Genomic DNA, 21,450 nt, shown 5'->3' on the forward strand with positions numbered 1-21,450 from the left:
GACAGGGGCCACAGCCGGCTGCCCGTCCCGCCGGAGAGGATGACAGGCACAATCCGGGTCGTGCTCGCGGCTTCGGTGCCGATCATCGGCAAGGTCGTGTCAGACATGGCAAGCTCCTTCCGCTCTCTTCCTGGTCGCAGGATCATGTGGCGCGCGTCCGCACGGTGTCAGAACGTGGCCCCGACCGAAGGCGACAGCACCGGCTGCACCACCGCCCGGTCCGACAGGCCCGGCATGGCCTCCGCCCGCTTCAGCATGCGCTCATAGGCCAGGATCCGGCGCCTCTTGGCTCCGAACCCCCACGCAAATATCTCCTGCATCCGCTTGTAGCGCTGCTGGACATGATAGCGCACCCATTTCATGCGCCCCATCCGCCGCCAGTACCGCGCCGTCTCCGGAAAGGCCAGCGCGGCCTCCCGATAAGCCACCGAGGCATCGGCGTTCCAGGGCGGAAACACCCCCTCCCACGGCTTGGGCCGCGACATGTAATGAACGATGCGCGGCCTGATCGCGGAGGCGACACGGATATTGTTCATATAGACCGGAAAATTCCACGCCAAAGACATGGAAAGGCAATAAGGCAGCCCGACCAGGTTCAGAACATCCTGGTCCGGAAAGCGCGAGGCCCCCGACTGGCTGGAAAAGACCTTCCAGGCTTCCGCGCCGATCCGCGCCCACCCCCTGCGCTCGGCATAGATCACCCCGGTATTGAAATACCGGCACGTATCGGCCGACGACAGGCCCAGCGACGCGAAATGCGCGGCGACCGAGCGGCTAAGCCGGTCCTCGTCACCACGCGTAAACGTCATCGGGTCGGCGGTACCGTAGAACATTCCGTGCGGGACAGGCTTCATCAGCAGGTCGTCCAGCGGACCCCGGATCTGGGTATCACCGTCCACATACAGGAAAGACTCGTATTGCGGCGGCAGCAGATCCGACAGGAACAGGCGCGCCAGCATGGCGGGCGCCCCCTGGATATCGGCCTCGCTCCGGCTCATGAACACGATATCGGCCCGCGCGCACGCCTCCGCGAAGATCACTTCGGCAACCGGATCGATCCCGAACGCGATGATGACGATATCCGCCAGGCTCCGCGGCGCAAACCGCCGCGCCTGCAACGCGCTGACAAAACTCGGGAAGAGGTACGACAGATCCGGCGTATAGCAGACACAGATCTTCGCTACCCCCTGGGACTGATTCTCGGCTCGCGCCGGCTCTCCGGTTCGCATGGGCTCTCGCTCTCCTCACGGTATCCACTCAAACCGCCAGACAGGCTCCGGTCGAAGAATCCGGCTTCCGCCTTCCGGCCCACGTCGCGCAGCAACCTCAACGTTCCCGGCCGCAGTTGGATTTGCCGCGGATATCCTGTCGTCTCTTTTTGACAACGATCATCCGGATGACCATCATGCGGACAACCGGCCAGTTTCCCCTCCATCACTGGTTCCGGTAATCGAATACGGACTGCGACAGGTCCTTCCCGCTGATCTTCACGCGCGGTCCCGCCGTCCGGTACATCCGCCCGCGCAACCGCTCCAGGACACGGCCACTGTAATAGCGCGCGCTTTCAAGATGCGTGGCCTGCCGGTCGGCATGCCGGCCGGAGACGGAACTCGGCACCGACAGTTCAAGGGCCGTCGGCGGCACGATCCCGGCAACGGGGATGCCGGTTGCCCAGGGGCGCTCCATCTCGGCATCGATCGGCCGCGAAAGCCTGCGGAAATTCTGCACGAAGCGCGTGGCGGCGTGCCGTGTCAGAAGATAGATCTGGGTGCCGAACTGCTGGGTCTCATATTGCACCACATGCCGGTCCCAGATCGGATAATTCCACTCCGCAACATGAAATTTCGCCGGGAATCGCCCAAAGAATTTCAGGAAATGCACACCTTTCGACGCCCAGTCGACCTCGGTGAGATGCAGCGTGACGGGCCAGTCGACATACACATCGTCCTCGACGACCAGGATCTGGTCCGCCGTCGGGTCGGCCAGGAACGCCTGCCACGCCCGGACATGGCTGCAATAGCACCCGATCTCGCCGGGCGCGAGCGCGCGCTTTATATGGGCCCAGGCGATGTCGATATCATATTCGAACCCCTCGGCCAGACCGGTGGACGCATCGAAAAATTCCCACTCCACCCCCGCCGGGGGGCGATGGAATGTGTCGCGCCGGGCACTACCTGCAACGCTGATCACTCGAATGAGGGTCTTTGTCATCCGCTTCCTCGATCAAGAACGAATTCCCCCGATGCCGCGCATCGACACCGGCTTTCAGTGAAACGAATCCTGGCCGCCCTGCTCGACGACGGGCTGGCTGGCGGGAAAGGGCACCGGCCTGCCGAACATGCCGCCGCCCCTGCCCTTCATCGCGGACAGGGTACGGCGGGCCCGGTCGAAAACCATCGTCTCGATCCCGTCCGGGCGTCCCGAAACGACCCAGAGCCCGCAAAGCCCGACCGTGTACGCCACGGCTCCGCATGCGCCGCAGGCCAGCAGGTCGACCGCCGCATGCGCCAGCGTGTCGACGGGCGGCAGCAGCCATTTCAGCCCCTCGACCGCCAGCACCATGAACACCGACGCCCCGACGCTGCGCTTCCACCCCAGCACCTGCTCCCAGACACCCAGCCCGGTCAGGCCGCGCACCAGAAACAGCCCGAAAATGTCCGATGCCAGTTCCGACGCAAAGCGCGCGGCGATGACGCCCGAAAATCCCGCATACAGCACACCGGCAATCGCCAGCGGAAACTTGACGCCGAATTCCAGCAGATTGCGCTTCAGCAGCGTCTTCGTCCGTCCAAACGCCAGCAGCAGCGGCCAGGTCGCCAGCGTGAACACGGCGGGCGTCAGGCTCAGGGCCAGCCAGCGCACCATCGGCACCGCCCCCGCCCAGGCGGGCCCGACGACCACCCGCACCGTGCTGTCCGCAACCAGGCTCTCGCCGATCAGCAGCGGCAGCCCGACCGTCGCCATGGCCACCGACGCCTTCTGGTAACTCGCGGCCAGCCGCTCCCGATCCTCGCCGAGATGCGAAAACGCCGCCAGCAACGGCCGCGCCATCGGGGTAAACAGGGCCAGGAAAGGAATGTTCGTGATGTCGATGGCCGTCGAGAACATGCCCAGGGCCGACCGGCTCATCACCTTGCCCAGCAACAGCCGCTCGAACTGCCAGTTGAGGGCACTGACGATCTGCGCCATCGTCATCCAGCCGGTAAAGCCGGCAAAGACATGGATCTCGCGCAGGCTCAGCCGCGGGCGATAGGGCGCAAAACAGTACGATTGCACCATCATGGCGCCGGAATACATCACCGTATTCAGCGCAATCGCCCAATAGCTGTGCGTCAGCAGCGCCATCCCGGTACCGAAGACGAAGCTGATGCCCTTGCCGCACAGTTCGATGGCGAAATCCCGCCCGAAGCTCAGCTGCTTCTGGAAGGCGACCATGCGCGGGCTCATGATCCCGCGCATGAAGGGGCTCAGTCCCAGAAAGCATACAAGCGGGAACAGCCGCGCATCGTGGTAGAACCGCGCGACGGGAAACGCGCTGGCCACCAGGATCGCCATCAAAACCACACCGCGGATCAGCCCGATCGTGAAGGCGGTGTCGTAATGCAGCCGCGCGACGGCCGGCAGGCGCAGCAGCGCCTGGTTGATCTGCAATTCCAGGATCGCCTCCATCAGCGCGCACAGGCTGCCGGCAATCGCCACCAGCCCGAAATCGGCCGGCACCAGGATGCGCGTCAGCACCAGCATGCTGCCCAGGTCGATAAAGCGCGTCATCAGGCGCGCGGCGACCATCAGCGCCGCCCCCGTCGCGGTACGCGCGCCGATATTGGACGGCTTCGCTATCCCGGACATACGCCCCCCCTGCCCGGCATCGAGCCCGAGGCGGCGCCACGATCCGCGGCGCCGGCGGACGATGTCCGTCCGGGGCGGCGTCTGCGGACGACCTCCTCGTACACGCTCATATAGTCCGGCACCAGCCGCCGGGCGTTGAAGACATCGGCCCCCCGCCGCGCGGCCCGCCCCATGGCCAGCCGGCGGTCCGGGTTGCCCATGATCTCGCCAAGCTCCCGCGCCAGGATATCGGGGCGCCCGGGCGGAACCAGGCGCCCGGACGCGCCAAATCCCAGCATCTCGGGCGTTCCGCCGACCGAGGTCGCGACGATCGCGCACCCCGCGGCACGCGCCTCGCCGATCGTCAGGCTGCCCGGATCGGCATGCGAGGCCAGCACGAAGATATCGGTCTGGCTGTAGAGAACCTCCGGACCCTCCACATAGCCCAGAAAGACGATCCGCTCCGCCAGGCCCAGTTCCGCGACCCGCGCATCCAGTTCGGCCCGGTCCGGGCCCTCGCCGGCGATATACAGCGTCCATTCCGGCCTGGCCCGCAGCAGCGACGCCGCCGCTTCGATGACGTCGAACACGCCCTTGCGCGCATGCAGGCCGCAGATCACGGTAATATTGGGGCGGCGCAGCGCCGGCACCGCATCCGGCACCGTCTCCGCGGCCACCAGTTCCTGCCGGGCAGACGCGACCGGCGCATTCCACACCACCCGCGTCCGGGCCCGCGGAAAGCCGCGATCGACGAGCACATTCCGGTCGACCTCGCTGACGGCCACGATCCTCTCGCCCAGCCGCATCAGGACCGAATGCCGGTCGAAGGAATTATGCACCGTCGTAACCAGCGGAACGCCGGTCAGGCGCGAGGCAAGGGCACCGATCAGCGCACCCCCCATCATATGGGCATGCAGGATGTCCGCGCGGACGGTCCGGCACAGCCGCGCCAGCACCAGGCTGCTGCGCAGAAGTGCGAAAGGCTTCCGGTGGTCCTGCACCAGCGTCAGGTGGTGGACCCCCTCGCGCTCCAGCAGCCCGACAAACGTGCCGCCCCCGCTGCAGAAATAGACGTCATGCCCGGCCCTCGCCTGCTCGCAGGCCAGGTCGACGGCAACATGCACATTGCCGTTTCCACGGCCGCAATGTTTGGACAGATGGATAACCGTTCTGCGTGATTCGGAAAATGTATTCATATCACTTCGTCTTTCAGTCCCTGACGTCGCGATTCGCCTGCATTTTCCGCCACGATCCCGTGCAGGTCCCGCACCGCTCCGATCCGCCCGGCCGGGGCCGGCGGCTGGGATGCACGCGCGGCTATCGCCTCGTCGACGATTTCCATGAAACGCCGCCGGAATTCCGCTTCCGAAAAGCGCATGGCATTGGCACGGCAGGTTTCGGCACGGATACGGTGGCGCTTCTGCTCGAACGCCCGCACGGCCGCGACGATCGCCTCCGCCGTCTGCTCGGCAAACAGCAGCCCGGTCGGATCGGCCGCATCGGCATCGATCACGATATCGCAGGCGCCCCCCACGCCATAGGCGATGACCGGCGTGCCGCAGGCCTGGGCCTCGGCCATGACGATACCGAAATCCTCGGCGGCGGCGAAGACGAAAGCCCGCGCCTGCCCCATCAGCGAGACCAGTTCGTCGATCCGCACGGGCTTGCGGATCTCGATATTCGCGCATCCGGCCGCCGCCGCCCTGATCGCCGCATCCCCCTCGCCCTCGCCCACGATGACGAGCCTGCGGTCGGGCATCCTGCTGAACGCCTCGGCAATCAGGTCGATCCGCTTGTACGGAACGAAGCGCGAGACGACCAGATAGAAATCCTGCCGCTCCGACGACAGGCAAAACTTGTCGACGGCAACGGGCGGGTTCAGGACAAGCGCCTCCCGGCGCCACGCCTTCTGCACGCGCCGGGCGATATAGTGCGAATTGGCGACAAACAGGTCCACGCCCGAGGCCGACCGTGCATCCCAGTTCCGCAGCCGGTGCAGAAGCCAGCGCGTATAAAGACCCATCGCCCCCCAGCGCAGCCCCCGTTCCTCCAGATAGCGGGCCTGAAGGTCCCAGGCATAGCGCATCGGACTATGGACATAGCTGACATGAAGCTGGTCCGGCCCGGTAATGACCCCTTTCGCGACAGCATGATGGCTGGAAATCACCAGATCGTACCCCGTCAGGTCGAACTGCTCGACAGCCAGCGGCATCAGGCCCAGAAACTTGCGGAAATGCTTCCGGGCAAAGGGAAGTTTCTGGATGAACGAGGTCCGGACCGCATGCCCATCGAGAAATCCCCTCTGCTTCGGGGGCATGAAGTCCGCAACCACGAAGACATCCGCCGAGGGATAGCACAGCAGGATCTGCTCCAGCACATGCTCCGACCCGGCATGCTTCTCCAGCCATTCGTGGATCACCGCGATCCGGGGGCCCTGTTCTGTCCGCCCGGCAGCCCCTTGCGCCGGCACGGCATGCGAATTGCGCATCATCTGGACGGCTCCATGCTTGAGGGACGACGAATCTGTGTCGGCACGGCACGCAGGGCGGCATGGATGACACCGGCCATGGCGGTGCCGGCCTGGGTCCAGTTGTAGCGCAGCAGGCGCGCCGCCCCGGCGTCGCGCAGCCGGTCGGCCAGCCCATCCTCGTCGAGGATGCGCATGACCTGCCGCACGAAGGCATTCTGCGAGAACGGGTCGGCAAACAGCGCGGCCTCGCCGCAGACTTCCCGCAGGACCGGGATGTCGCTCGCGACGACCGGGCAGGCGCAGGCCATCGCCTCCACCGCCGGCAACCCGAACCCTTCGTAGCGCGAGGGAAATACGAAGCAGGCGGCATGCTCGTACAGCGCGCGCAGCGCACCATCCGACACCCGGCCCAGATAGCGGGCGGCCCGTGGCATGTCCTCGCCGCCCTGCTGCTGGAAGATCCCGTCCCGTCGCGCGCCCACGATGGCCAGCACCATGCCGCGCGCCTCCAGCGCCTCGCCCAGCTTCGCGAGAACCCGCAGGTTCTTGTGCGCGACCAGGTTGCCCACCACCAGCACATAGCGCCCGGGCACCAGGTCGTTCGCGGCCAGTACCGTGGCGTCGGCGGCAACGGCCCTGACATGTTCCCCGCCCTCGGGAATGACGGAAACCTGCTCGGCCCGCGCCCCGAGATGATGCATGATCTCGCCCCGGGCGAATTCCGACACGGTGACGATCCGCACCCGTCGCGCCACCAGCCCGGCCTGCATCACGCGATAGGTCGCCCGAAAGCGCGCGGAATAGGCCTCCGGCACACTCGCCCACCCGCAATCGTGGATCACGACGATCTGCCGGCGCGCCAGCAGCGGGGCGGTATTGCCCAGGTTGACCAGCAGCCCATCCGCCGCCGCCCATGGAAGCGCGGTCTGCTCCCACGGATGGCCACCCATGAACCCGGCTTTCCTGATCCGGACATTCGCGAAATGCGTCGCGTCCGCCCCCCCGCCCTCCTTGCCCGAGGGCGGGACGACGATCTCCGAAATCACCCCCTGCCGCGCAAGCCCGGCCGAAATCTCGGTCGCGAAGCGCTGTACGCCACTCAGCGTCTGCCGCAGGAAGCGGCCGTTCAGATAGACGGGGAGCTCCCGCGCCTCATGCGTTGTCATAGCCGTCCAGATCCTGTGCCAGATAGGCATGCATGCCGCTGTCCCGTCCCAGGTCGTTCATGTCGGCCTGGGTCAGGATGCCCCCCAGCACGCGCACGCCGCACGCATGCAGCCGCCGCATGGTGGTCAGCACGGCATCCATCTCGGTCCGCTGCCACCGCACGGCGATGACCGCCCCATCCACCAGCCGTCCGGCAGAGGCCGCATCGGGAATGACCAGCGCCGGCGGCATGTCGACCAGGATCAGGTCGTACAGTCCCCGCGCCTCGACGATGATCGCCCCGAGCTGCTTGAGGTCGAGAAGATACCGCCCGCTCCCGTTGGGCCGCGCACCGCGCAGCGTGATCAGGTCGACATTCTGCATGATGTCGCGCGTCAGCCCCGGCAGTCCCGTTCCGTTCGGCCCCTCGCCGGGCGGCGGCCGAAAGGTCGGACGGATCGACAGGCCGACCTGGTTGCGGCGGATATCCGCATCGATGATCAGCGCACGCCCATGGTTGCGCGCCGTGCTCGCGGCCAGCGCGACCGAGAGAAACGTCTTGCCCTCCCCCGGCAGGGCCGAGGTCACAAGGACGGCCTGCGCACGAAACCGGTCGTCACCATGCCGCAGCATGTTGCAGATATGATCGACCGAGAGCGTGTAGGACGATGTCCGGTATTCCAGCAGCGGCCGGCGCTCCCGCCCCGCGAAGGGCACGACGCCCAGCGGAAACAGCGTCGTCTTCTGCTCGAGCTGTTCCAGCGTCCGCACGCCCGGCCGCAGCCGTTCGAGCATGATCGCACCGAAGCAGCCCACCGCGAGCGACAGCAGCCCCGCCGCGCCAAGCAACTGCCCCCGATGCGGGCCCGACGGGCCGAGCGGCGTCTGCGCGTAGGAAATGAGTACGGCATCCGGCTCCTGCATCGCCGCCTGGGCGGATGTCTGCTCGAAGCGGGTCAGATAGTCGCGATAGACCACTTCGGCGGCCTCCGCCTCGCTGACCAGCTGGCGCAGCTGCACCTCGGCCACGTTCTCGCCGGCGACCGCCCCCTTGAGGTCGCGCACCCGCGCCTCCAGCGTGGCGACCTCGGCACGGGTCGCGTCGACCTGGGCTCGCAGGCTTCCGGCGATATGCCCCTCTTCCGCGCCAAGCTGGGCCCGAAGCCCGGCAATCGAGGAATCGAGCTGCCGCAGGCGCGGGCTTTCCGACATGTCCGTCGCCCCCAGGCCGGCCCGCTGCTTTTCCAGCTCCGCCAATTCGCCCGACAGGCGCTGCACGAGCGGCGATGCCACCACGGCCGGCAACGCCCCCAGCGATCCGCCGCGCCGCGCCGCCTGCACCTGGTCATAGGCGCTCTGCTGCTCGGCAAGCTTGTTGGTAGCCTCGGTCAGCGCGATATCGACACGGCTCATCCGCCGCCCGGTCAGCGTCGTCTGGTCGCCGTCGCGCGAGACCTCCTGGCTCAACACCAACCCATGCGCCCGGCGAAACTCCTCGACACGGCTTTCCGCATGCGCCACGCGCGATTGCAGGGCACCGATCTGCTCGTTCAGCCATTCATGGGCATGCGCCACGGTCGTGATCTTGAGGTCGCGCATGAAATCCAGATAGGCCGAGGCATAGGCATTCGCGATTCGGGCACTCAGCGCCGCGTCATTCGTCTTGGCACTGATCGCGAGCGTGTACGAACGCCCGTCATTGCGCACCGTGACATGCCGCAGCAGCCAGTCGACCGCGACCTGCCGCTCCTCGGCGCGCGAAAGCGGCAGCGGCCGAACACGATCGAGGCCCAGCCGATGCCGCACCGTATCGACCATCGACCACGGCCACGGCGGCGTCGCGGGCGGATGGATGATCTGCTGAAGTTCCGGCCGATGGACCAGATCGATGCGATCGACCACCTTTCCCGCCATGTCCCGCGACAGCAGAATGTCGGTCTGGGTATGGATCATGAGCGTATCGCCGCTCACGGCCCCCCCATGGGCCTGAAGGTCGGTGAACTCCGTCTTTCCCGTATCGACCAGCAGCGAGGACTGGGTTTCGTAATAGCGCGGGATGGAAAAGATCACGGCCGCCAGCGGAACGAACAGCCCTGCCGTAATCAGCACGACGGTCCACCGCCGACGTCGCACGATGACCAGCGCATTGCCCAGCGGCACTTGCTCCGCCGCCGCTGCCGCAAGCGGCAGGGGCGGCGGCCCGACGAATGATTCGTCGCGAACGGACAGCATTGTCATGGCGGGCCTAATGCGCACCGTCGTGCCGCAGCACGGCGGGTATCGTCTTCAAAAGGATCGTGACGTCCTGCCAGATCGTCCAGTGCCGGACATAGGCGCTATCGAGCGCCACACGCCGCGCGTAGCTGGTATTGCTCCGCCCGCTGACCTGCCACAGCCCGGTCAGGCCCGGCCGGGTCGCATAATAATAGGCAATATTCTCGCCATAACGCTCGACCTCGGCCTGAACGATCGGGCGAGGCCCGACAAGGCTCATGTCGCCACGCAGGACGTTCAGCAATTGCGGCAATTCGTCCAGGCTGGTCGCCCGCAGGAAGCGGCCCAGTCGCGTGATGCGCGGATCGTGGCGCAGCTTCTGGGTGCTGACCCATTCCTCCCGTGCGGCCTCGTCCCGCGCCAGCAGGTCCTTCAGGACCTCATCCGCGTTGGCAACCATGCTCCTGAATTTGAGGCAGCGGAAAATCCGCCCCTCCTCGCCGATCCGATTATGACCGAACAGCGCGGCACCGCCGTCACGGCGCACCAGCAAGGCGATGGCCAGCATCGCAGGCAGGGCGAAGAACAGCATCGTCCCTGCAATCACGATATCCATCACACGCTTGCGCGGATCGCGGATCGGCGCTGCACTCTCGGGCCTGGCGACCTGCACGCCCATCAGCCCGGTATAGGGAACAACAACCGTCGCATCGTCCGCGATAAAGGCCGTTCCCAAGAATTTCTCTTGTTGCAGACCAGACATACTAGCACCTCGTCATCAGCGAAGAATGAAGCTGTCAGGCAAGTTCAAGCGGCGTGACCCGGATCAGATCGCTACCTCCCTGGTATGAGCGGGACGTTGCCTGTATGGACGAGGCGGAAGCAATAATAAAAACAGGACGTAATGTGTTTTTAATCATTAACGAAAGTAATTACGGACGAAGTTTATCGTCATTTATTTGTTAAATTAAACATTTACCATTGAAAATCCTATATTTCCTCGTCAAACCTGGCGTCAAACCGCTCCTGTTCCACGAAATTCCGATCACATAAATGCGAGTTTTTCTGCTGGGGCGCGAAGAATCGGCGCCGATCGCCCAAAAGAGATTTAACGAATAAATCCGCCATTTTTCACGTAATATTTCGTTACGCCTCGGAACGACAGATCTTGGTAATTCTTATATTTCGCCGAGGACGTCTCTGATGGCGTCTTTTTGTCCTGTCGGGCGTTGTTCCCTGTACTGCACGACGAATGGACGCATTCAACGGTAAACCATCATGAATTTCCGCTCGGCTCCAGAGTGTGATGTCACCTACCAAGCGCCCGTGAGACCACGCGCCAAAGAGGGAGACCCAGATGCGCGACAAGCCTGACATGATAATGGAAATCCATCGACCGACCGAACACTCCCTCCGCTTTAGCGCTCCGCCCGCCCGGCATCCGGCATGGGCGCGCCGGCACGGTCCGGCGCTCCTTCCTCTGACGCCATTGTTATTTGACTGGGGCGGAAACGGGATCAGCATATGCCGAGGCAACCGAACGGTAGGAAGGCCATTTCCTCCTGCGCGAGCCCGACGCCAACCTCAACCGATCCGGAATCAATCCGGAGCGCGGCAGGCATTCGTTTGCCCTGATTCCAGATCACCGCTTCATCATTTCAATATCTGCTTACAAAAGGGACGTAAAGATAACAGCCGCTCCTTTTCCGTATCTGATCGACATATGGCCTGGCGAGAGACAGGGCGTATCGCGAACGGGGAGTTAGCATGACGTGCCTATGACGGGGGCGAACATCCTAAAAATCAGACTGATCGGGCAGATGGTCGCCATAACCGCGACCGGACAGAATATTCTTCCGGCCGGCGCGCGGAGAACGCGCGGATTGCTGGCCATCCTTGCTTTGTCCAACCGCAAGCCCGTCATGCGGCAGCGCCTGACCGAACTCCTGTGGAGCAAGCGCCCGACCGACCTCGCACGCGCATCCCTCCGGCAGGAAATCCATCGCCTGCTCGACGCGCTCCAGCCTTTCGGGACCGAGATCATCGACATCGGGCGCCATACATTGACGCTCAAGCCAGACCTGACCTCGGTCGATGTCGAAGACATCTACGCCCGCGGCCTCGATGCGCTGGACAAGACAGCCGAGCCCGACGAAATGCTGGTCATCGACCTGAACGGAATCGATCCGGCCTTCGACCTCTGGCTCCAGAACCAACGGGCACGATTTTCCCGTCACCTAGAGCATCTCATGAAATCAGAACTGGCAAACCAGAATGATCCCACGAGAATCCTCATTCCAACACCGTCATTGAACGGAAAAGGCCCGCTCTCCGGCGAGGGCCCCCACGACACCCCCACGGCGCGCACGGGGTCCCTCCACACCCCGCCGAATACCCCGCTTTCTCCCGGCCGCATCCCCTGGAAGGACCGGGCCCCGGCGCTCGAAACCCTGCGCCGCCTCTCCGATCCGCTCGAAATCGGGCAGCGCCCGCAAAAAGCGGGAAGCGACTCTCCGCTTTCCTCTCCATTGCAGAAAGTGCGCTCCCTGAGCCTCGCCCTCATGCCGATCGAGCCGAAAGACCCGTCGCTGACGGCGTTGGCCGACGAGGTCGGAAGCCTGCTCAACATCCTGTTCGTCGGGTCCGACGCCTTCACGCTGGTCGTCCCCCGCCCGTCCCACGAGGACCAGAACGCAACAGCCGACTGGATCGAGAATCTTCGCGCCAAAAACATCGATTTCCTGTGCACGGGCGTGCTCCATGCCGGCACCGAGGGCACGCGGGAACACGCCATCCTGCTGCTGCGACTGATCGACGTTCAGAACGGTGGAGAAATGATCTGGACGGTACGCGCCGTCCTGCCGTCCGACACCAGGCAGAATCCCGGCCACGCAGCTCCCCTGCTTGCCGGCGCGGTGCTGTCGTCGCAATGGGCCGCCGTGCTCCGCCACGCGCGGTACCTCCTCAAATGCAGCATCCAGACACTGGCGCCGGATCAACTGGCAGCCCGGGCGCTGGTCACACTGCTGCAGGCAAACCACCACGCGCTACACGAAGCCGAAAACCTTCTCAAATTCGCGGAATGGCTCGGCCCCACCCAGCCCCTGGTCGCCATCGCCCGGGCGGTAACGGAAATGACGCGCGCCGGCGCATTCCTCCAGAGCGACTACGCGGAGGGCGTCGCGCGCGCCCTGGCGGCGGCCCAGCACGCAGCCGTGCTTTCCCAGCACAATATCAGCCGAAATTTCCTGCTCGCCTTCGTCTATTGCCATATTCCCGGCTACGCGGACACGGCCGAGGCCCTGCTCTCCGCATTCAAGAGCAACGGCGAGGACCGCGATCAGGCCTGGTTCGCCCCGTACCGCGCCCTCCAGGCTCTCCTGGCATTGCTGAACGGACGGCAGGAGACAGCGCGCAACCTGCTGAAAAATTACCGCATGTCCGGAAATGCCCAGCCGCTCAGCGTCGCGATCGACCCCTGCGCGATCCTCTATCTCTTCCTGGCCGACCTGCATCAGGAGGCAAGCCGGATCGGGCGGATGGTCTCCGCCCTCTATCCGCAGCTTCCCTCGGCTCTCGTGTACCATCTGGTGGTCCTGACCACCGAGGAGAACGACACCGAACGCGCCGACATCCTCGCCCGCCTCTCAACGCTCGACCCGACCCTGACGATCCGGCGCGTGATGGCGGCCCATCCCTATCTTCCCGCAGCGGCCCGCGCAAAGCTCGCAGCAGCACTACGCCTGACAGGCCTTCCGGAATAACTGGGAAATGTCTGCAAAGTCGGTCCACGGACCGGCATGCCACGTGCCCTCACCGGCGAACCGACTTTGCAGACCCTCTCGAGGGAGCCATCCGCCCGGCCCCCGTCATTTCCTGCGCGAAATCCTGAGCCAGCGCGCGATCAGCAGCGCGATCGGAAAACTCAGAGCGATATAGGCGCCAATGGCGGCAAGGATTGTCTGGATCATGCCCGTGCGCGATCGTCCTTAGGATGAGCGTGTCGAAAAAAACCGTATATCACAGGGTCGCCGCCCGCTCCGGCGTCATCCGGCCGCGCACGAGATCGAAAAAAGCAAGCATATTGCCCGCAAGGCGCCCCCGCCGGTCTATATAGGGTTCGGGGCGAAGAGCCTTCGCGACATTGGAGAGCAGGTTGCGCATAATATGCTCCCATGCGCGCGTTCGAGGATACCCTTCCCCTTTTGCCGCAATATAAAGCGGATTGGCAACCTGCGAATAGCCCAGCTTGATCCCGGAACTCCGCCCGCGCTTTACACCCAGATGAACCCCCCGCGCATCCGGCAGAAGTCGCACGTCGCCATGGGCAGCAAGCCGGCGCGAAAGATCCACATCTTCCTGCCAGCCATAAAGCGGCAGACGCTCATCGAACCACAGGTCGAAAGCGCGCATGGGCGCCAGGCGCAGCGCCATGTTGCAGCCATATCCGGTAAAGACGGGCTCGGGCGCCGACGGCCCGCCCTCCTGCGCGCGCGCGGCCAGAATCGCCCGCCCCTCGGCCACACCGAGGCCCGGTCCCTTGATTCCATCGGCCAGAACCGCCCCGGTCACGACAACCGTACGATCGTTCGCCGCCATATGCGCCTCGACAGCCTGAAGATAATGGGGGTCGGCCAGGAAATCGTCGTCGAAGAACATCACGACATCCGCATCGGGAACGGCGGCGATGATCGCATTCCGCTGCCGCGTCAGTCCGCGCGGGCCGGTAATCAGGTGCACACCGGGAAGAGCCTCGGCCGCCCCCAGCATATCCTCTTCCGACGGCGCGCAGACCACCACCTCGTCGGGCTGGCGGGTCTGGCGCATGAGGTCACGAAGTATTTCAGCAAGGACGGATGCCCGTCCGGCCGTGGCAATACCAACGACAATCTTCATGGCGCCTTCCTGCTCTCGTAAACGCGGACATAGTCGACTTCCATGATCGACGGGCTCGGCGCCTTGTCGATCGGCCACCCACCACCCAGCCCGAGATCGACGAGCACATCCAGCCCAGCCAGAGGACGCGCCGGCGTGGGCGTACGCCAGATCTCCCGACGATCGAAATAGACAATCACCCATTGCGGCGTCACATCCGCGCCATAGGTGTGAAACGCCTGCGACAGGCTTCCGCTCGCAACAGGCTGGGTATGCATCTCCGAATGGTTCTCACGGCTGTTCAACGGATTCCGTTCCGTAACGGTCGAGTTGAAGGCCGCAGGGAAACGCCCATAATGCTCGATGATATCGACCTCCACGGCATGTTTCCCCGATCCTGTGGGCGTCAGCTCCTCAAGCCAGAAGGCCGGCCACACACCATCCCCCGCCGGCAGGCGCGCCCGCATCTCGAAATAACCATAGGGCGCGGTAAAACCGCTGCCGTACCCGGGCGCGGACGACAACAGGCCGGATTGCCATTTGCCGTCCGCCATACGCCGCATCTCGATCCGAAGGATTCCGTTTCGAACGCTGAACGGTAAATCCGGTTCCTTGTCGCGGAAAACAGCATCGCCGAAATCGCCGCCCCATGGCGTATGCGCGCTCCAGACCGTGTCCGGACCATGCGGAGAGACACTGATACGGTCGAATTCATCGCTGAAGATCACGGACCGACCGTCAAGGTCGAGCACATCGCCCGGCGCACCCAGCGCGGCCCCGCAAAATCCTCCCCACCCGACACCCAGAACGGCAAAACCGCCCGCCACGGCAGGGACGATACGCTGCCGCACTCTTCCGATAATCGCTGCGATGGACCTGGTCATGGCGTCTCCTTGGACAATGCCGGTTCCTTGCGGCGTGGCATCGCCACCCGCCGATCAGAGGCCACCTCCCCTTGCCGTTTCCGGAAGCGAGACACCCGCCTGAAATGAACTTGATTCGCGCTCGGACGTAGACGATGGTTAATACATCCAACGCATTCCGTCCATCTTTTCGAATCGTCACCTCTGGCCGCCACGTGCGCAATGCCGCATGACCGCGGTGGAAGGAAGTCCCGTGGGCATCACGCTTTTCTTCCTGGTCCTGGCGCCTCTCTGCCTCATATGGGCCAATCGTCCGGAGCGGCTGATTCAGCTCATGGTGATCATGGGAATCTTCGAGGCCAGCGCCGCCATCACGATCGGCGGCTTCGGCATCGCCCCCAACACGCTGCCGGCCCTGACCTTGGTCGGCTATATCGGGACGCAGTTCCTGCTCGGGGCACGCTATCCCGGCCGCGCACGGGTCTGGCCGCTGGCCGTCCCCCTGATCGTCGTCTCGGCATGGGCAATCCTGACATCCTGGCTAAGCCCCCGGTTTTTCGAAGGGCGCGTCTATGTCTGGCCGCAGAAATCCACGCCCCCCTTCGTCATCACCCTTCTCTCCCCGGGCTCGGCCAATCTCAACCAGGATCTGTACCTGGCGCTCAACATCGTCCTTTTCGTCATGATCGCGCTGTACACGACAAGACAAGGCCCTCCGGGACGCGCATTCCATCCCGTCTCCATCCTGCACGCCTATTTCGCAAGCGTCCTGATCGCCTTCGGTTTCGGCGTCTGGCAGTTCGCCAGCGACGTCGCACACGTCCCCTTTCCTTCCGACATGCTCTATTCAAATCCGGGATGGTCGATCCTTACCGAACAAACAGTCGGTTCCCTTCCACGGATCAATGCAACTTTCTCGGAGCCATCGGCGTTTGGCGGCTACATGGCGGCTGGCGCCTTCTGTGCGGGATGGCTGATCCTCAATGATTTTCCGGGCACCCTGGTCAGAATCATCCTGGTGGCCTCCATCGCCGGCGTCCTGCTTTCCACATCGGCGACAGGGATCGTCTCCCTGGCCATCGGCGCGCTGATCGTGGTCCTCATGGGCCTGACACTCCATGCGAAGCGGTTCCTGCCCATGATCAAGCGGCGGGCCATCCAGTTCCTCATCCTCAGCATCCTGCTGATGGTTCTGGTCACCGTCATGGCGCCCAACCTGCTGACCAGCCTCGGCACGATCTTCGACAGCGTGACGAACAAGCAGGACAGCGAGTCCTATAACGCGCGCAGCTCCACCGACCTCGACAGCCTCCAGGCGGCCTTCGACACGTTCGGCCTGGGCGTCGGCTGGGGGAACAACCGGTCGTCCAGCCTCATTCCCGGCCTGCTGGCGGCAATCGGCATCCCCGGCATGCTCGGCCTCATCTGGTTCGGCTGGCGCCTCGTATCGCGCGTCCGGTCGTTGCACCGCATGAACCGGAAACTGGAGGATATCCAGGTCGTCAACGGGGCCAGCGCGGCCCTCGTCGGCTATCTGGTTCCGGCCTGCGTCTCGGCACCGACCATCACCTCCGCCACATTCTACGTCTTTCTCGCCCTGCTGGTTTCCGGCATCGCCCGGGCGGAAGGCGCGCAGGCAAGCAGGACACCCGCCCGTCTCTTCCCGCCCGCCGAACGCCGCCAGCCCGAACCCCGGCAGGACACGCGGGACCGCCCCCTCCAGCATTCGTGGGTGATCACACAGTGACTATACGCATTCCCGTCACGAACGGGCCAGACAGACCGGCGCGCAGAACCGGCACGCTCTACCGCCTCATGGGCGCCGTCGCCTGCGCCGCCCCGCTCTTTCCCACCCATGCGTCCGCCCAGATCCTCAGCCAGTATTTCCCCGAAATCGGGCGCGGGGTCGGTGAAACCTGGGTCGATTCCGAACAGATCCGCATCAGCAGGGAATACATGCCCCAGGGCCTGCATCTCGGCGGGTTCAAGCTGAACGGAGACCTGAACGAGGGCGTCGGCTATATCGACAACGCCAATCGCCTGCCGGGCGGCGGGCAGAGCGCGATCATCTCGACCATCGCCGCACTCGGCCTGACCTCCGACTGGTCGGTAGACCGTCTCTACACCAATGCCTCGGTCTCCGACCTGCGTTATCCAAGCCAAGGCACCCAGAACCAGACGACCTGGACCGCCTCCATCGGCGGATACCACGACATCGCCAACGACAGGCTGGGCTTCGACTATTCCCATCTCGACCTGGTCCAGACCCCCAACACGCTCGGCAGCTTCGCCACCATCCAGCCCGTCAAATACCGGGTCGACCGCGCGGCACTCAGCTACACGCTGGCGCGCGACGGGCGCTTCTCCCTCATCTCCGAAGGCAACATCACCAATTTCGCCTTCGACCAGGGCGCGCGCCTGCCCTCGGCAATCGGCATTTCCGTCCCGCAGACCTATCGCAACCGCGCGGTGATCCTCGAAAGCCTCACGGGCCGCTATCACTGGACGGAGGCCGCCAGCGCGCTGGTCATGCTGCGTGGGACCGAAATCCTCTACACGCACGGGCTGGCCGGCTACCCAGGCCGCGATTCCAACGGACTGGCCGTCATGGCCGGGCTCGACTACAACGCCGTCCACCTCGTCGACCTGCGCGTCCTGGCCGGGTACCAGCGCCGTTTCTACCGCAACGCCGCCTATCCCGACTACGCGACCCCGATCGTGGAAGCCCAGGCGCGCTGGGCGCCCTCGCGCCTGACACGCCTGCAACTGGACGTCCAGCACGGGATCGAGGACAGCGCCTTCGAAAACGTGGCCGGCTTCACCTACACGAATCTGCAGCTCGGCATCAGCCACCAATATCGGCGCGACGTCATCCTGTCCGGGCATTTCACTTTTCAGAAGGGCGAATATCAAAACACGCCGACCCATCTCGTCGGCAGCATCCTGACCCAGGCCGGCGGCAACCAGACCATTTTCGGCGGCGGACTCTCCGCTCAATGGCTCATCAACCGGCACCTCAGGCTGAACCTCGATTACGACGTCTCCAATCAGAATGTCCTGGGCACGATGGGAAAATTCACCGTCAACACGATCATGATACGGGTGGATGTCAGCCTGTAACCCCAACCGATCCTCACCAACCAACCTCAGCAGGGAAGTTCCGATATGTCGCCGCTCCGTCATACAATTGGTGCCCGTACCGCCAAATTCGGCTTCCCGTTCATGATCACGGGGGCCTGCCTCGCCGGCTGCGCACCCGGAAGCGACCTGACGCCGGTACCGCGCTACGACCCGGCGAGCTACACGATCGGCGTCGGCGACCGGATCACCGTCTCGACCTTCGGCGAAAACCAGTTCCAGACCGAAGCCCGCGTGCCGGTCGACGGCAGCATCGCCTTCCCGCTGATCGGCATGGTCAAGACCGAGGGGCTGACAACCCGGGAACTCAGCCAGAGCATCGCCGCCTCCCTCAAGGACCAGCATATTCTCAGCAATGCGCGCGTCACCGTGCAGGTCATCGACTACCGCCCCGTTTCCGTCATCGGCGAGGTCGAACATGGCGGACAGTTCGCCTATCAGCCCGGCATGACCATGCTGAAGGCCGTGGCGGCGGCCGGCGGCTTCTCCTATCGCGCCTTCCAGGACTACGCCTATGTCGTCCGTCAGGAACCCGGCGGCGCGGTGGTCGGCCGCATCGAACCGCAGGACTACGTAAAGCCGGACGACGTCATCAAGGTCTACGAACGCCATTTCTGACAGGCCGCCCCGGCACTCGGGAATGCCGGAAACCCGTCATCGCGCATGACAGGTTTCCGGCATGTCGTATTCCCGCTACCCGAACGTGAACGAATAGGCCGCAACGCCCGGATCGGAAAACCGGATCTCGAACGTCCGCTCCCTGACGGCGCCCGACTGCCGCACCAGTTGATAGAGCCGCGTCTCCGTCACGACACCCTCGCCGGCACCATCGATGTCGCTGCCATGGTCGGCGCCGGGCGGCGCACCGTCAATCAGCACCTGAAACCGCACCGGCTTCCCCCCGGCGACACAGCCCAGCACCAGATGCAGGTCACGCGCACGAAACCGGTAGGCAATCGCCCCGCCCGGCGCGTCGAGCGTCGCGTGCTCGGCCCCCACCGTCCACACACCTAAAAGGCTCCACTGGTTCAATGCCAGGGTCCCGGATGTGTAGCTTTTCGAAGCATCCCGACGCGCGCTCCCGGCAGATGCAAACCCGGTCGCGCGCGCATACCCCAGATATGTCTCTTCCGAGCCGATATTCGCCATATCGGGCGCAGCCTCCGCGCCCTGCGCATGCGGCACGACCATCTCCCCGCCCGCCGCTCCCTCCCCCGCTGCCTCGGCCAGAAGCTGCTGGATGACCCGCTCGGACGTATCGTATTCGCCCTCGCCGAACTGATGATGACGGATGCGCCCCTGGGCATCGATAAAATAGAGCGCAGGCCAGTATTGATTGCCGAATGCGTTCCAGATCGACCGATCGCTGTCGACGGCGATGGGATAGGTCATGCCGAACCGGTCCGCAGCCCGGCGGATATTGGCGATATTGGTCTCGAAGCGAAATTCCGGCGTATGCACACCGATGACGACCAACCCCCGATCACGGTATTTGTCGGCCCACGCGCGAATATACGGCTCCGTGCGGATACAGTTGATGCAGGAATACGCCCAGAAATCCACAAGCACGATTTTGCCGCGCAGATGCCGCGTATCGAGCGGCGGCGAATTGAGCCACGCCACGGCCCCATCGAGCGACGGCATCTCCCCCTCGACCGGCAGTTCGCCACGGGCGGACAGTTCCGAAGCCGCGCCGGCCCCGTTGCCGGCAACGGTGTGGGCCAGCGCGCAGCGTCCCCCGCCGGCCTCGCTCCCCAGCAGCGCCAGCGCGGCCAGAAGCCCCACCCGCCGCCGCGCCCGGGAAGAAAACATGCCCGTCATGCCGCGATCTTTCGCACTGGCATTATCTTCTGTCATGCGGTGCGTCATGACACGACCGCCCGAATGGCATCCGCAAAGGCGGCAGGCGCCTCCTGCGGCAGGTTATGGCCGATCCCGCCCCGGATCAGCCGGTGCGCGTAGCGTCCGGCAAAACGCGCCCGATAGGCCTCGGGTGAAGGGTGCGGCGCCCCATTGGCATCCCCCTCCATGGTGATGGCGGGCACCGTAATGGACGGCAAAGCCGCAAGCCGGCCGTCGATGGCATCGTAGCGCGGCTCCCCTGCCGCAAGCCCCAGACGCCAGCGGTAATTATGGATCACGACCGCAACATGGTCGGGATTCTCGAAGGCCCGGGCCGACCGGTCATAGGTCGCGTCGTCGAAATGCCATTGCGGCGACGCAAGCTGCCAGATCAGCCGGTTGAACTCTTTCGTGTTGCGGGCATAGCCCAGCCGCCCGCGCTCGGTCGCGAAATAGAACTGGTACCACCAGGACAATTCCGCTTTCGGCGGCAGGGGTACCGCATTGGCCTGCTGGTTGCCGATCAGATAACCGCTGACCGAAACCAGCCCGACGCACCGCTCCGGCCACAGGGCCGCAACACAATCCGCCGTCCGGGCACCCCAGTCGAACCCGGCGAAGATCGCCTTGCGAATGCCCAGCGCATCCATCAGCGCAATCGCATCGGTCGCCAACGCCGCCTGCTGCGCATTCCGCGGCGTGGCCGCCGAGCGGAACATGGTCGTGCCGTATCCCCGCAGATACGGAACCACGACACGATAGCCATCGGCCGCGAGCATCGGCGCGACCTCGGCAAAACTGTGAATGTCATAGGGCCAGCCATGCAGCAGCATGACGACCGGCCCGTCCGCCGGCCCCATCTCGACATAACCGACCGACAGGGGGCCCGCATCGACCTGCCGGGGGGCCGGCAGGGCAGAGGCCACCGCCGACCGACCGGCCGACGGCACCGTCGCCTGCGCGGCACGGCCGAACATCCCGGCCTCGAACGCGGCGGCGGACAGGGCCGCCAGGCCAAGAAAGCGGCGACGGCCCGGATTGCGGAAACAGGTGGAGGACATGGCAGGAACTCCG

Annotated in this window: 16 protein-coding genes; 4 read left to right on the forward strand and 12 right to left on the reverse strand. The window is 64.7% G+C overall.

Going from position 1 to position 21,450, the window contains the following annotated elements; genetic code table 11:
- Positions 1 to 167: 167 nt before the first annotated feature.
- The 8 genes from HLH27_RS13400 to HLH27_RS13435 all read right to left on the reverse strand — a co-directional run bounded on the left by HLH27_RS13400 (position 168) and on the right by HLH27_RS13435 (position 10,394).
- Positions 168 to 1,229, reverse strand: coding sequence for a glycosyltransferase family 8 protein (locus HLH27_RS13400; protein WP_182950552.1), 1,062 nt, complete (start codon positions 1,227 to 1,229; stop codon positions 168 to 170).
- Positions 1,230 to 1,434: 205 nt separating this feature from the next.
- Positions 1,435 to 2,211, reverse strand: a complete 777-nt coding sequence (locus HLH27_RS13405) for a glycosyltransferase family 25 protein (RefSeq protein ID WP_182950553.1) — start codon at positions 2,209 to 2,211, stop codon at positions 1,435 to 1,437.
- 54 nt (positions 2,212 to 2,265) lie between these two features.
- Positions 2,266 to 3,849: a lipopolysaccharide biosynthesis protein gene (locus HLH27_RS13410; RefSeq protein WP_182950554.1), complete on the reverse strand. Its 1,584-nt coding sequence runs from the start codon at positions 3,847 to 3,849 to the stop codon at positions 2,266 to 2,268.
- Positions 3,837 to 4,952: a glycosyltransferase gene (locus HLH27_RS13415; protein ID WP_182950555.1), complete on the reverse strand. Its 1,116-nt coding sequence runs from the start codon at positions 4,950 to 4,952 to the stop codon at positions 3,837 to 3,839. Before HLH27_RS13415 ends, HLH27_RS13410 begins: the two co-directional genes overlap by 13 nt.
- A 68-nt stretch (positions 4,953 to 5,020) precedes the next feature.
- Complete coding sequence (locus HLH27_RS13420; protein ID WP_338029914.1) at positions 5,021 to 6,319, reverse strand: glycosyltransferase; 1,299 nt, start codon at positions 6,317 to 6,319, stop codon at positions 5,021 to 5,023.
- Positions 6,316 to 7,464, reverse strand: coding sequence for a glycosyltransferase family 4 protein (locus HLH27_RS13425; protein ID WP_182950556.1), 1,149 nt, complete (start codon positions 7,462 to 7,464; stop codon positions 6,316 to 6,318). Before HLH27_RS13425 ends, HLH27_RS13420 begins: the two co-directional genes overlap by 4 nt.
- On the reverse strand, positions 7,451 to 9,682 hold the full coding sequence (locus tag HLH27_RS13430) for a GumC family protein (protein ID WP_182950557.1): 2,232 nt from the start codon (positions 9,680 to 9,682) through the stop codon (positions 7,451 to 7,453). Before HLH27_RS13430 ends, HLH27_RS13425 begins: the two co-directional genes overlap by 14 nt.
- 7 nt (positions 9,683 to 9,689) lie before the next feature.
- Entirely contained in the window at positions 9,690 to 10,394 is a 705-nt protein-coding gene (locus HLH27_RS13435; protein ID WP_246375892.1) for a sugar transferase, read from the reverse strand.
- 1,042 nt (positions 10,395 to 11,436) lie between these two features.
- Here HLH27_RS13435 and HLH27_RS13440 point away from each other — a divergent pair.
- Complete coding sequence (locus HLH27_RS13440) at positions 11,437 to 13,422, forward strand: AfsR/SARP family transcriptional regulator (protein ID WP_182950558.1); 1,986 nt, start codon at positions 11,437 to 11,439, stop codon at positions 13,420 to 13,422.
- Positions 13,423 to 13,678: 256 nt separating this feature from the next.
- Here the strand turns inward: HLH27_RS13440 and HLH27_RS13445 are convergent, their stop codons facing one another.
- Together HLH27_RS13445 and HLH27_RS13450 are read right to left on the reverse strand one after the other, a co-directional pair.
- Positions 13,679 to 14,554, reverse strand: coding sequence for a glycosyltransferase family 2 protein (locus tag HLH27_RS13445; RefSeq protein WP_182950559.1), 876 nt, complete (start codon positions 14,552 to 14,554; stop codon positions 13,679 to 13,681).
- Positions 14,551 to 15,417: a glycoside hydrolase family 16 protein gene (locus HLH27_RS13450; RefSeq protein WP_182950560.1), complete on the reverse strand. Its 867-nt coding sequence runs from the start codon at positions 15,415 to 15,417 to the stop codon at positions 14,551 to 14,553. The genes HLH27_RS13445 and HLH27_RS13450 overlap by 4 nt, the downstream gene beginning before the upstream one ends.
- Positions 15,418 to 15,649: 232 nt before the next feature.
- On the opposite strand from HLH27_RS13450, the gene HLH27_RS13455 reads away from it, so the two are divergent.
- Genes HLH27_RS13455 through HLH27_RS13465 form a run of 3 tightly spaced genes read left to right on the forward strand, consistent with a single transcriptional unit; the run spans position 15,650 to position 19,152 of the window.
- Positions 15,650 to 17,143, forward strand: a complete 1,494-nt coding sequence (locus HLH27_RS13455) for a hypothetical protein (RefSeq protein ID WP_182950561.1) — start codon at positions 15,650 to 15,652, stop codon at positions 17,141 to 17,143.
- Positions 17,140 to 18,516: an outer membrane beta-barrel protein gene (locus HLH27_RS13460; protein ID WP_182950562.1), complete on the forward strand. Its 1,377-nt coding sequence runs from the start codon at positions 17,140 to 17,142 to the stop codon at positions 18,514 to 18,516. Before HLH27_RS13455 ends, HLH27_RS13460 begins: the two co-directional genes overlap by 4 nt.
- Before the next feature lie 45 nt (positions 18,517 to 18,561).
- Positions 18,562 to 19,152, forward strand: a complete 591-nt coding sequence (locus tag HLH27_RS13465) for a polysaccharide biosynthesis/export family protein (RefSeq protein WP_246375893.1) — start codon at positions 18,562 to 18,564, stop codon at positions 19,150 to 19,152.
- Positions 19,153 to 19,227: 75 nt separating this feature from the next.
- On the opposite strand, the gene HLH27_RS13470 is transcribed toward HLH27_RS13465, so the two are convergent.
- Together HLH27_RS13470 and HLH27_RS13475 are read right to left on the reverse strand one after the other, a co-directional pair.
- Complete coding sequence (locus HLH27_RS13470) at positions 19,228 to 20,391, reverse strand: thioredoxin family protein (protein WP_246375894.1); 1,164 nt, start codon at positions 20,389 to 20,391, stop codon at positions 19,228 to 19,230.
- Between the two features lie 8 nt (positions 20,392 to 20,399).
- A complete protein-coding gene (locus HLH27_RS13475) occupies positions 20,400 to 21,437 on the reverse strand; it encodes an alpha/beta fold hydrolase (RefSeq protein WP_182950564.1) in 1,038 nt (345 codons plus the stop codon).
- Between the last annotated feature and the right edge of the window lie 13 nt (positions 21,438 to 21,450).

The sequence above is a fragment of the Gluconacetobacter takamatsuzukensis genome (genome assembly GCF_014174275.1).
Taxonomy (GTDB): Bacteria; Pseudomonadota; Alphaproteobacteria; order Acetobacterales; family Acetobacteraceae; genus Gluconacetobacter; species Gluconacetobacter takamatsuzukensis.